Origin of the sequence: Flavobacterium aquatile LMG 4008 = ATCC 11947 (assembly GCF_000757385.1) — a bacterium.
Classification (GTDB): Bacteria; Bacteroidota; Bacteroidia; order Flavobacteriales; family Flavobacteriaceae; genus Flavobacterium; species Flavobacterium aquatile.
Genome location: NZ_JRHH01000002.1, coordinates 566073 through 578588 on the forward strand (window position 1 = coordinate 566073; position 12516 = coordinate 578588).

A 12516-nucleotide genomic window follows, 5' to 3' on the forward strand; every position below is an offset into this window, starting at 1 on the left:
TGACTTCCATCTTCAGACTTCTAACTTTTTAAAAAGGTAAATCGTCGTGTTCTTCTTCTTTAAAGTTGGTTGCTGGAGCAAATGCTTCTGCTGCTGGCATTGGAGGCATTTGTTGCGCTGCTGGAGCTTCTGCTTGCAGTTTTTCAATTCTCCATCCTTTAATCGAATTAAAATATTTAGTTTCTCCTTGTGGATTCACCCATTCTCTTCCGCCTAAATTAATTGAAACTTTTACAGCATCACCAACCGATACATTATTTAATAAATCGCTTTTATCTTGAACGAATTCAATCATGATACTTTGCGGATACTGCTCATCTGTAGTTACAACTAACTCTCTTTTTTTAAATGTTGGGCTTACTTGTTGTTCAGCACCAACTACTTTTACTTTTCCTGAAACTTCCATAATAATTCTAAATTTATTGTTTTGCTAAAAGCACCTTCCAAGCGGTTAGCACCTCATTTTTATCTAAATATTCCTTGGCCAATTGGTGTTTTTTTACTTCATCATCAGCACTCAAAACACCTTTCACACCAAAATTCTGTTTTACAAATATAGTAATTTCTTCTTCGGTTGGCAATGCTTCAACATTTCCTAATTTGCCCAAATCATTTCCGTTAAAAACAGCACTTTCTTTCACAAATTCCGGAATCGAATCTACTCCTATTCCTAAAGTTGCCAATGGTTTTTCTACTTCAAACAGTCCTTCTTTTGCTCTAGAATACCAATTGGCTCCCAATCTTGAAACTAAATCAATTTTTATTGGATCAATCATTCCGTCAGCATCGAGAATTTCTTCATTAATGTGCATCTTTAAAACCTCACAAATAATCAAATTTCCAGCGCCTCCTTCCGTTCCAAGCGGAATTATCTCATTCACTTTGCACTCAAATTGCACCGGACTTTCAGCCACGCGATACGGTTTTACCAGCTCAGACGGAATTGGTGTCAAACCCGATTTTAAAAATTCATTCACACCATCAGGATATTCGGTACTCGACAACGACATTTGTTGCACAATCTCAAAATTCACCATATTAATTACAACCTGGCGCGTCTCTTCACAATTAATCAACGTATGTTTTATCGTATTATTTCTAACTCGTCGCGCAGGTGAAAAAACCAAAATTGGCGGATTCGAACTAAAAATATTAAAGAAACTAAACGGCGATAAATTGGGCTCTCCATTTTTATCCATCGTGCTAGCAAACGCAATTGGTCGCGGCGCAATCGCACTTTGCAAATAACCTTGTAATTTTACCGGTGAAACTTCTTTTGGATCAATTGTGAACATAGATAATGAATTTGCACAAAGATAATTTTTTTGAGCGAATGGCCAGTGAATTTTTGTTAACCATTTTCCTGCTGCCTTTCCAAAATCCCGATAAAAAATCGGGAGTTTTTCCCTTGCATCAGGGCTAAAGAGTAATCCATTCTTGCATAATCACGTTTTTTTACTACTTTTAAACAAAAATTCATAAATGCAATTTTCCGAAAGAAGAAACACAACGCGCTGGATTATCATCATCACCTCATTTGTGATTGTTTCCTTAATTCTTTGGAATACTTACACTTTTTTTCAAATCTTCAAACACGAAGAACGTACTAAAATGGAACTTTGGGCAAAAGCTCAAAAAAACATTACAACAGCAAATTTAGATACCGAGATTGAACTTCCGTCTTTTATTCTTGAAAACAACAAAAACATCCCCTTAATTTTAACCGATTCAAAAGGAAAAATTATAAGCACCTTAAATATTGATGAAATTGAAAAGGATTCTGTTAAATTAAAAAGGTTTCTTGATGAAATTAAAAACCAAAATAAACCTATTAAAGTTCAGTATGACTCTAACAGTTATAATATTGTTTACTACGGAAACTCATCTCTTTTAAACAAGTTAAAATATTATCCAGTTGCTTTATTACTAATCATTTTCTTGTTTGGCGCAGTAGTTTACAACTTCTACAAAAGCACGAAAATGGCAACCCAAAACAAACTTTGGGCAGGAATGGCAAAGGAAACGGCTCATCAAATTGGAACTCCATTATCGTCATTAATTGGTTGGCTCGAAATAATGAAAGCCGATAATGTTGACGAAACTACGGTTTCTGAAATTGAAAAAGACATCAATAGATTGCAAACCATAACCGAACGATTTTCTAAAATTGGCTCCGAACCAGTTCTAGAAACTTTAGATATTGTAGAAGAAACCTTGAACTCTTTTGATTACTTAAAATCACGTTTTTCTAATCAAGTTGAATTCGAATTTACGGCTCCAAAAACTCCGATTTTAGTTTCTATAAATCCGGCATTACACAGCTGGACGATTGAAAATTTAATGAAAAATGCTATTGATGCTATGAAAGGTCGAGGCAAACTAAAACTAGCCATAGAAAACGAAACCAACTCAATAAAAATAAACGTTTCCGACTCAGGAAAAGGAATTCCGAAAAACCAATACAAACGAGTTTTCGAACCAGGATTTACAACCAAAAGACGTGGTTGGGGTTTAGGTTTATCACTAACGAAGAGAATCGTTGAAGAATACCACAACGGTAAAATAAAAGTTGCCCAATCTGAAATTGGAAAAGGAACAACGATGCAGATTATTTATAAAAAAGTGAAATAATTAACGTCCGAATTTCCCAGTCAAAACAGACTTTTTAAACATCGATTTTCGTTGGCTTTCACTTTTTGTTAAATACTCTTTCACAAAAGCATTATGTTCTTCGGCTTGCTTTACGGTTTCAATTATAGATTTTTTTAATCCGCTTATGCTTGCTAAATTCTCTTTTCCAACCGAGCCAATTTTGTAAATATCATTCTGGCATTGCTTCAATTTATTCAACGGATTTTCAATCATCAATTTGATTTCTTCATCGGGTAATTTTGGCTTGAATTTGTTATTTCTGTAGTAAATAAAATTATTCAAATCGGCTACAGCTTGATTAAAATCGGCTACAATTTGGTTTAGTTTGTCAACACTTTTGTTTTGTCGAACTATGGTGAACTCTTGTTTTTTATTTGCTAAATAACCCGCAATTAATTCGTTAATTACTTTATTTTTCTCAATTCGTTGTGCTGTATCAAATGCTTTTTCATCTTCTGGTAACTTTTCATACTTAGCAATTTCTGTAGCAAAATCATAGTTGGAAATCAATCGTTCTTCTGATAATTTTCCTTCATAAAATTCACTATTGGTGTACGGATTACTTAAAAATTGCCACATATAATCAAACGGCATGTGTGATTGAATCATTTTTGAAGGTGCACCTTTGTAGTAAGAATTATTAAATTTCTTGACAAATTTCTCGCCATTTACATAACCTGAAGCCCAGGTTGGATCAAACAAAAACCATTTTCCATCTACTTTAGATCCGCACCATGCGTGAGAAATTAGCGCTACTTTTCCGTTTTGTTTTGTATAACCACCAATAATGTAGGTTTTGATTCCGAGTTTATTTGCAATTTCATTAAAAACCTCGGCGTAATGAATGCAAACTCCTTTTCTATTTTTTAGTGCATTTGCAATTTTCTCTTGTGGCGAATAGATAAAATTGGGTTCGTTCATATTCACAACATCATAACTAATATTGGATGCTGTCCAGAAAAAAGCAGCTCTAATTTTATCCGATTCCGAAGTGAAATTGGCATTGATATAATCTGAAATATCCGAAGTGGAATTGGTTTTATCGGTAGGAATTTGGGCCATTTTTGCATCAACAGCACTAAATTCATTCGGAATTTGAGCCATCGAAAACTGAACGAAAAACACAATTACTATTTGAAGAATACTTTTCATAATTTTTTAAATTAAAAAACCTGTTAGGCCAAAACGTAACAGGTGATTTTATATAAAACGATAATTGTTATTATAAATTGCTTTGGATTGCTTTCGCCAAATCTTCAAATTCTTCTTTTGTTAAAGAGACTTTATTTTGAAAACGCATTTCGTCCATTTCATTAAGCGGAATTAAATGAACGTGCGCATGCGGCACTTCAAGACCAACGACAGCCATTCCAATTCTTTTGCACGCAACGGTTTTTTCTAAAGCAACGGCAATTTTTTTAGAAAAAGCCATCAAACCTAAATACAAATCATCTTCAATATCAAAAATCTTATTGATTTCCTGCTTCGGAATGCACAAAGTATGACCTTTCGTATTCGGATTTACATCAAGAAACGCTAAGAAATTTTCGTCTTCGGCAATTTTATAACATGGAATTTCTCCGTTTATTATTTTGGTGAAAATACTGCTCATTTCTTTTAGTTTAAAAGTTTAAGGGTTTAAAAGTTTATGAGATTGTCGTTACTCGAAAGAACTTAATCGCGAGAAATTTCTAGAATTTCAAATTTCAAAGTTCCGTTTGGAACCGTGATTTCGGCTATTTCTCCTACAGATTTTCCTAACAAACCTTTTCCAATTGGAGAAGTTACCGATATTTTTCCGCTTTTCAAGTCGGCTTCACTTTCGGCAACTAACGTGTAAGTTAATTCCATTCCGTTGGTTTGATTTTTGATTTTTACATTTGATAAAACCAAAACTTTCGATAAATCTAGGTGACTTTCGTCAATTAATCTTGCATTAGAATACACTTCTTCTAGTTTTGCAATTCGCATTTCTAGCATTCCTTGTGCTTCTTTGGCTGCGTCATATTCTGCATTTTCAGATAAATCTCCTTTATCTCTAGCTTCTGCAATATCTGCCGATGCTTTTGGACGCATCACGCTTTTTAAATGGTCTAATTCTTCTTTTAATTTTTTAAGTCCTTCTGCTGTGTAATACGATATGTTACTCATAATTTCATTTCTTTATTCGTAACTTTTTAAGTAAATAAAAAGTTGTTATTTTTATATTAAAATCTAATAAAATAGCTATTTTGTCGTTACTATAAAATAGAAAAAATCCCATCAAGACGGGATTTCTTTTTTCAAAGATATAGTTGTTGATTATTAAATGCTTAATTTTGCTTAATAATGTTCTACAAAGTTAGACAAATTATATTTGTTTGTACTAAATTTTAAGATAATTTTTTTTATGAGAAAACTACTTTTTTTATTCCTTATTACTTTGGTTTTGGGTTGTGATGACTCGAATTTTAATAACCGAAATCCGTATTTGCCAAATTACCAATTTTCATTTGATATCAATACTAATTTACCTTCTTATAGTAATCTCCAATTTCCGAGTAATCATATAAAAATCTACCCAAGTAATGGCCCGTCAAGCGGCGTTATTGTTTTTAATACTGGAAGTACTTACAATGCTTTTGATGGCGGTTGCCCAAACCATGATTTAAGTGGTTGCTCAATTCTAACAGTAAACGGAATCGAAGCCGATTGCAATTGTGATTTTCACGAAAACATATCCTATAATTTATTTACAGGACAAGCTCCAGGCGAACAATATCCTTTAAAACAATACCGTGTTGAAGTTATAGGTACCAACATTAGAGTTTACAATTAAAAAAAAGCCAAGTCGGATAATTTCTAACTTGGCTATTTTAATTGAATATAAAAACTTAAAACTTTAAAGTCATACCAGCAAGAAAATTAATTCCTGCTTGTGGAAAATAGTAAATATAACCACCGCCATAATCTGCTCCATTCGAAACAATTTTTTCATCAAATATATTATTTACCGTTCCCGAAAATGCAATCGATTTAAATACTTTTTTCATAGGTAACTCATAATAAAAATTGAAATCGGTTTGCGTGTAAGAATCTAATTTCGAAGCTGAATCATCAACATTAGACATGTACTGTTCGTCTACAAATTTTGTCATCAAACTTATTTGAAGATTTTTTAAAGGCACATAAACGATTCTATTTGCCGCGATAACATTTGGTGAAAACGCAATATTTGTTGTTCCTAATTCCTCCAAAGTAGTTCCGTTATCGAACACAAAATCCATATTTTTATTATTACTCACTGTAATATTTGGCATCAAACTCCATTTTTCTAAAACTTTGAAAACTGCGTCAAGTTCAACTCCAAGTCTATAACTTTTACCAACATTGGTACGAATTGGATTTCCAACATCGTCAAGTGCGCCAGTTAACACCAATTGGTCTTTGTAAAGCATATAATATCCGTTCAGATTTACTTGCGTTTTCGAACTAACATAACGCCAGCCTAATTCGAAATCATTTAGTTTTTCTGGTTTAACATTTCCGCCTTCGTAATCACTTCTATTTGGTTCACGATTAGCTCTTGCATAAGACAAATAAAAATTATTTTTAGTATTCAAAGTATACGTTAAACCAGCTTTTGGATTGAAAAAATGGAAGGAATCATCTACTAAATCGGCTTGAACTCCATTGGCTTTGTAATTCACATTTCTGTATTGTAAATCGCCAAAAAGATTGATACGTTTAGTAATTTGATAATTAACTTTTGCAAAAATATTTCCATCGGTTTTATCGGCAAAATCATTGTAATACTTATCTCCAAGTTCGCTAGTAGATGCAAATCTTGACCAAATTACTTTGCCAAAATGGTCGCCTTCGTATTTATTCCATCCGCCACCAAAAATAAAATCGATCTTATCTTTTTTATAATTAGCAGAAAATGTTGTTCCATAAAAGTCGTTATCTAACCATTTTTGGCGCACTAAATCGGTTGTATTAATCGTAGTTCCATCGATAACAATTGGTGTCAAACCATATTCTTCAAAATCGGCATCTTCCTTGTAATTTTCATAATAGCCACTTCCTTTGGTGTAGTGGATGGCAAGGTTTGTATTCCAGTTTTCAGACAGTTTTTCGTTCCAATGCAATTGGTAATGATCTTGTTGGTAATTGTCGGTTTCATTTTCATAGAAACGAGTGTTTCCAAATTCATCAGTATAAATTCCAGCCGAATTGAACGTTGGATTTGAACTTAAAGTTGCTGCATCGATTCCGTTCCAAGATTGATATGTTTTTTCGGTTCCGCCAAATGCTAAAGCCTTGATTAATGTATTTTTTCCAACATAAGTTCCTTGAAGAAAATATGATTTTAAATCGGACGAAGCTCGGTCAACATAACCATCGGAACGCAAATTAGAAACACGACCTGCCAATTCGAAATGGTCGTTCATTAAACCAGTACTGAATTTTACTGTGTGTTTTCTAGAATTAAAACTTCCAAACGAGTTAGCAATTTCGCCTGAAGCTTTATCAGAATAAGAATCGGTTAACATGTTTAAACTTGCGCCAAAAGCTCCAGAACCATTGGTTGAAGTTCCAACGCCTCGCTGTAATTGCAGGCTTTCTACTGATGAAGCAAAGTCGGGCATATTCACCCAAAACGTTCCGTGACTTTCGGAATCGTTGTATGGAATTCCGTTTATGGTAACGTTTACACGCGTTGCATCGCTTCCGCGGACGCGAATTCCGGTGTAGCCAAATCCGTTTCCTGCATCGGAAGTAGTTACAACCGAAGGCATAAAATTCATTAAAATTGGAATATCCTGACCTAAATTTCGGGTTGCGATTTCCTTTTTGCTTAAATTAGTAAAAGTTACAGGTGTTTTTTTGTTAACACGAATTGCCGACACTAAAACCTCATCGAGTTTAGTAACTTTGGTAGTGTCGTTTTCTACTTCTTGACCGAAAGAAAAGAGAGAAAAAAGAATAAAGAAAATAGAGAATAGACTTTTGTGTCTAAATTTTTGCGTCTTAGTAAAAACGCGACATGCTTTGAATAAAATTTCCATTCGTAAAATAAATTATACGAATAAAAAGAGGTAATTATTCTTGGTTAAAATAAAAAAATTGTGTTTCCTGTGACAAAGTTCAGCGTGCACTCTGTTTTGTCACTTTTCCCTAAACAGCATTACCTGTTCTAGGTTCATTGGGTATAATCTCAGCTCGTTATTTAGAGCACCCCTTTTTGAGACGGTGCAAAGGTAAGTCAATAAAAATGACAATTGCAATATCAAAATTCAAATTTTTGCTCAAAACTTGAATTTTACAAATCGGGTTTTTTACGATTTTGTTTTATTTCAGAATTGGAAGCTTTGTTTTTTAATCGCTTTTCGATTACTGATCTTGGGATTTTTGTTGGTTTCCTAGCTTTCGGAATTATCAATGCTTTCGTAATAATTTCGAGAAAACGTTTCGTGACAATTTCTTTATTTTTCAACTGACTTCGGTCTTCATCACAGTTTAAAATTAGTATGTTTTCTATTGTTAATTTAGACTTTAATTTATTAGAAACTAACTCTTTTTCTTCTTCAGACAAAGATTGTGACGCGTTTAAATCGAATGTCAAAACCACCTTAGACGAAACTTTATTCACGTTTTGTCCGCCAGCGCCAGAACTTCTCACGGCTTTAAAAGTCAATTCTGTTATGATTTTTTCTTTATCCATAATTTGCCGCAAAGGCACTAAGTTTTTTCTAAATTGATTATTATATATAAAAAATTTAATCTGGTGATTGATGTGCTGGTTTTAGCAAGTCGTTCACCGTTTTTACCGGATTGAAAGTTATTAAAGGTACTTCTACAAAAATGGTGAGCCACTTTGCCATTGCGCCATTCCAAAGTCCCGGTAACTCATATGCTATTAATGCTTTACCGTTCTTGTTTCTTTCTACAATAAATCCTGTGTTTTTATCAACAAATTGAGTTAAATCAAATTTTTGACCTTGGTAATTTTTGGTTCCACAAACTAAATCAACGGGATTAAAATGAGTAGCACTTTCTAATATTTTTTTCTGATCCGATTCAACTTGTGATGTTTCAATTATTTGAAGAAAAGTGGCGCCTTTTTTATCTCTCACCCAAAAAGGTCCACCACCAGGTTCACCCTCATTTTTCACCATTCCGCATACACGAATTGGTCTATTTAAAACATTTTGCAAATAATCTACTTTGCTCTCTTTTGTGTATTTTGAAAAATCATCAGAAACAGAAATATTTAATTTACTGACTAAAAAGTTTACAATTTCATTCAGATTTTCATTGGAGACTGATTCGTTATCCAATAATTTTAAATAATTAAAAATCGTTTCTTGAAATTGAATTAAAATTCCTGCTAAAGCTTTTTTATATAATGCTATAATTTCGATATGATTCTGAATGACATTATCAATATTTTTGATGAAAACTATATCTGCATTCAGGTTGTTTAAATTTTCAATTAAAGCGCCGTGTCCACCAGGACGAAAGATTAATTTATCGTCTTCATCTCTAAAAGGATTTCCCTTTAAGTCAACAGCCACAACATCTGTAGCCTTATCTTGATAGGAATATTTTATATTGATTGAGATGTTAAAATGCTTTTCAATTGAAGATTTTACTTGATTTATAACCTGTTCAAAATTAATTTGATGCTCTTCCGAAACGGTAAAATGCAAATTAGATTTATTATTTGAAACCGCATATATTGCACATTCAATTAAGTGTTCTTCAATTGCAGTTGCCGTATGTGTTTGGTATTTATGAAAAGGTAAAACACCTTTGGGTTTATTAGCAAAATCAAAATGTTTAGAGGAAAGCATTGTTTTTATGAAAGCGTAATTTTTAGCATCATTACTACTCGTCTCATAATCGGAAAAACTATTTTTAGCTACTTCTAACACTTCATTGTAAAACGGAAATTTTTCTTTTGCAACTAGAAATACAGGAAGATTTTTATCTTTTTTCCTGTTAATGTAAGCATTTATGGTTTCGCTATTGTATTTAAAATCATTTAGAAATTCGTTTAGAAATTTAAACATTCTACTTGCTGCACCCGAAGCTGGAACAAATTTTTTAAGTTTTAAATTTTTACTTTTTTCTTCAAAATAATTAGCGTGATATATAGCTTCATCTGTCGAAATTGCGGTTATGCCGTCATTTATTTTAGCAGCTCTTTCAAGGTGTATTTTTGGCAAACCATTTTTTAAAATTGCAAATTGATTTTCTAGTGTTTCAAGATTTATTTTACGATTATATATTTCGATAAAATCATAAGAGTTAAATCCGAGTTTTTTAGCTTTCTCTAAATCTTTGATAATTTTTATGGCTTTTTCGAACCGCTCTTCTTTATTTCCCGATAATTTTATATACGGTTTTTTGTAATCAATTAATGCTTTTTCAAAAATGGCTAAAGTGGTTTCTCTGTCTTCTTTCTTATCTCTCAAATCATCCTTTTCCCAAGGAACATCGATATCGGTGAGGAAAAATAAATCGTATTTGTGTTTCTTTGCAGCTTTCTCAAGAATTGGGTCACAAGAATTGTAATAAATATCTGAAAAAACTTTAGTGACCATCAAGTTAGTATCACAGAAAAGAAATTTGTTAGCTTGATGAAGTGCTTCATTTTCAAGTTTTGTTTGTCCGATAGCAATTGGAAACAAATCGTTTTGAGTACAGATTTCTTGTTTGGAATTCCATTTATCTTGTAAATAATCGCGTGCAAACTCCGGAATCCAAATTGTGTTGAACTCCTCTGCAAGCTGCTTTGCTAATGTAGTTTTTCCAGTAGATTCTGGTCCGTACAATGCAACTTTTATTATCTCTGATTGTAACTGTTTAAGGTTTTCTTCCATTCTAAATAGCCAAAAATGGCAATTATTGTAAAAATTAAATATTGAATACTCGTAAACGAATATCCTTTAACAAAATACATTGGTATAGAAATAATATCACCAATTATCCAAAAAATCCAATTCTCTATTTTTCTTCTTGCCATGAGCCACATTCCAACAAAGAAAATTGCGGTGGCTAATGTATCAATATATGATGTCCAATGGGTAAATTTATCAAAAAAGATGTAAACAGCAATAACAAAAACAATCGTTGCTAAAAAAATAAATACAGATAGCTTCTTTTCGTGCATTGTCATTGTAGAAATTGGAAATTCTACAACGTTATCTTTTTTTCTTGTCCAATGATACCATCCATAAATACTCATGATAAAGTAGTATGCATTAATCATCATATCACCAAGTAAAGACCATTTCCACAACAAGAAAACAAAAATTGAAGTGTTGATTAATCCTGTGGGAAAAACCCAAATGTTGTCTTTTTTGGCAAACCATACACTGAATAATCCAAAAATTACTGCTGTAATTTCTAGAATTATTTCGTGAGTTGGATAATTATTATATTGTTCGAATAAGTATTCTAGCATTCGTTAAAAAAGTTTATATCATTTTCAAAGGCTGTCCCGATTACTACTATATCGGCTCCAGCATTGTAAGCGCTTTCTATTTCTTGTTTAGAGCGAATTCCGCCACCGACGATTAATGGGACTTTTATGTTTTGCGAAACTAACGAAATCATTTCTTTTGGAACCGAAAGTTTTGCACCGCTTCCAGCTTCTAGATAAATTAATTTATTTCCGATGAACTCGCCAGCTTGTGCGGTTTGTAATGCATATTGGTGATTATTTCTGTCTAATGGTTTGGTTTGGCTTACTCGTTCTACAGCAGTTTCGTTACCGCTTTCTATCAAAATATATCCTGTGGAAATGACTTCAAGATTGGTTTTTTTAATGATTGGAACGGCATTTACCTGATGTTCTATTAAATAATCGGGGTTTCTGCCAGAAAGTAAAGTTAAAAATAAAATTCCGTGCGCTTCTTTAGAAATTTGCGATGGATTGCCTGGAAATAATAGAAATGGTAAATTGATTTGGGCTTTTAATTGGATGATTAGTTCGTCGAGATGATTTCCATCAAAAGAACTTCCGCCAATGAAAATGTGTGTTGCAGGCGATTGATTAATTTTTAGAATTAAATTCGAAAGATTTTCAACAACCAACTTGTCTGGATCTAAAAGAATCGCTAGAAGTTTTACACCTTTGGTTTTGCAAGTAAGTATTTGTTGGTATAGTGACATTTTTTTGGGAACGCTGATTGGAGAAATTAGAGAAATCTACTTTACGGCTTCAAAGGCACAGACAAAGATATAATCTTCTTCTTGATCAAAGCGAATTTTGAAATTTTCTTCTTTGTTATTAAATTTCAAAGTTGCAGTTGTAATTTTATCATCGAATGTGAATGCGGTTTCCGAAATATGATCGGAGAAACTGATTCCGATTTCGTTTTTTAATTTGAATATGCTTTCTTTTATTCCCCAAATTACGGTTGCTTTTTTTATTTTATCTTCGGTTGATAGATTTTCTAAATGTGAAATATCCATGAAACGAGGTGCAATTTTTAACGTTTTGTCTTTGAGTTGCTCGAGGTCTAATCCTACTTTTTGTTCGCTGATAACAATTGCTGAAAAATCATGTGAATGTGAAATTGACAATTCTAAATCTTTAATACTACAACCTTGTGGTTTTAAATGTGGTTTACCAAATTCGTCGTAAAGCAAATCAAAATCGGTGTACTCTAGATGTTGCAAAATCATGCGAACCGCGAGAAATCCTTTTTGGTGGCTTTCCGATTTCATGCCTTCTAATCGTGCTAATGACGAATCTTTAAGTCGTACTTCTCTAAAAAGCGTGTTGTAGTCTTCGGAGATTTTCCAGAGGTATAGTTTAGTATTGGGTTGTAGATAGACTACTTTATGTAATGGCATGATGTTTAAATT

13 protein-coding genes are annotated in these 12516 nt (G+C 32.8%); 2 read left to right on the forward strand and 11 right to left on the reverse strand.

Annotation, left to right across the window (positions count from 1 at the left end; genetic code table 11):
* Positions 1 to 28: 28 nt before the first annotated feature.
* Both LG45_RS05550 and LG45_RS05555 read right to left on the reverse strand, forming a co-directional pair.
* A complete protein-coding gene (locus LG45_RS05550; RefSeq protein ID WP_035125173.1) occupies positions 29 to 406 on the reverse strand; it encodes a DUF3127 domain-containing protein in 378 nt (125 codons plus the stop codon).
* Between the two features lie 13 nt (positions 407 to 419).
* Complete coding sequence (locus LG45_RS05555) at positions 420 to 1295, reverse strand: flavin reductase family protein (protein ID WP_035125174.1); 876 nt, start codon at positions 1293 to 1295, stop codon at positions 420 to 422.
* Positions 1296 to 1482: 187 nt separating this feature from the next.
* On the opposite strand from LG45_RS05555, the gene LG45_RS05560 reads away from it, so the two are divergent.
* Positions 1483 to 2631, forward strand: coding sequence for a sensor histidine kinase (locus tag LG45_RS05560; RefSeq protein ID WP_035125176.1), 1149 nt, complete (start codon positions 1483 to 1485; stop codon positions 2629 to 2631).
* Here LG45_RS05560 and LG45_RS05565 read toward each other — a convergent pair whose 3' ends face one another.
* The 3 genes from LG45_RS05565 to greA all read right to left on the reverse strand — a co-directional run bounded on the left by LG45_RS05565 (position 2632) and on the right by greA (position 4803).
* Positions 2632 to 3804: a transglutaminase domain-containing protein gene (locus LG45_RS05565; protein ID WP_035125178.1), complete on the reverse strand. Its 1173-nt coding sequence runs from the start codon at positions 3802 to 3804 to the stop codon at positions 2632 to 2634. It lies immediately after the preceding gene.
* 70 nt (positions 3805 to 3874) lie between these two features.
* Positions 3875 to 4264, reverse strand: a complete 390-nt coding sequence (locus LG45_RS05570) for an HIT family protein (protein WP_035125180.1) — start codon at positions 4262 to 4264, stop codon at positions 3875 to 3877.
* 62 nt (positions 4265 to 4326) lie between these two features.
* Positions 4327 to 4803 carry a transcription elongation factor GreA gene (gene greA, locus LG45_RS05575; protein WP_035125183.1) on the reverse strand — a complete coding sequence of 159 codons (477 nt, stop codon included), beginning with the start codon at positions 4801 to 4803 and terminating at the stop codon, positions 4327 to 4329.
* Between the two features lie 238 nt (positions 4804 to 5041).
* On the opposite strand from greA, the gene LG45_RS05580 reads away from it, so the two are divergent.
* Positions 5042 to 5470, forward strand: a complete 429-nt coding sequence (locus LG45_RS05580; protein ID WP_035125185.1) for a Rieske (2Fe-2S) protein — start codon at positions 5042 to 5044, stop codon at positions 5468 to 5470.
* A gap of 55 nt (positions 5471 to 5525) precedes the next feature.
* Here the strand turns inward: LG45_RS05580 and LG45_RS05585 are convergent, their stop codons facing one another.
* From LG45_RS05585 to LG45_RS05610, 6 genes are all read right to left on the reverse strand, one after another.
* On the reverse strand, positions 5526 to 7703 hold the full coding sequence (locus LG45_RS05585; RefSeq protein WP_035125187.1) for a TonB-dependent receptor: 2178 nt from the start codon (positions 7701 to 7703) through the stop codon (positions 5526 to 5528).
* Between the two features lie 254 nt (positions 7704 to 7957).
* Complete coding sequence (gene arfB, locus LG45_RS05590) at positions 7958 to 8359, reverse strand: alternative ribosome rescue aminoacyl-tRNA hydrolase ArfB (protein WP_035125188.1); 402 nt, start codon at positions 8357 to 8359, stop codon at positions 7958 to 7960.
* Positions 8360 to 8414: 55 nt separating this feature from the next.
* Positions 8415 to 10523, reverse strand: coding sequence for a DUF4301 family protein (locus tag LG45_RS05595; protein WP_035125190.1), 2109 nt, complete (start codon positions 10521 to 10523; stop codon positions 8415 to 8417).
* The gene (gene pnuC / locus LG45_RS05600; RefSeq protein ID WP_035125192.1) at positions 10487 to 11107 is read right to left on the reverse strand and encodes a nicotinamide riboside transporter PnuC; all 621 of its coding nucleotides are present in this window, start codon (positions 11105 to 11107) and stop codon (positions 10487 to 10489) included. The genes LG45_RS05595 and pnuC overlap by 37 nt, the downstream gene beginning before the upstream one ends.
* Positions 11101 to 11817, reverse strand: a complete 717-nt coding sequence (locus LG45_RS05605; protein WP_035125194.1) for a phosphoglycerol geranylgeranyltransferase — start codon at positions 11815 to 11817, stop codon at positions 11101 to 11103. Before LG45_RS05605 ends, pnuC begins: the two co-directional genes overlap by 7 nt.
* Positions 11818 to 11853: 36 nt before the next feature.
* Entirely contained in the window at positions 11854 to 12504 is a 651-nt protein-coding gene (locus LG45_RS05610; RefSeq protein ID WP_035125195.1) for a 4'-phosphopantetheinyl transferase family protein, read from the reverse strand.
* Between the last annotated feature and the right edge of the window lie 12 nt (positions 12505 to 12516).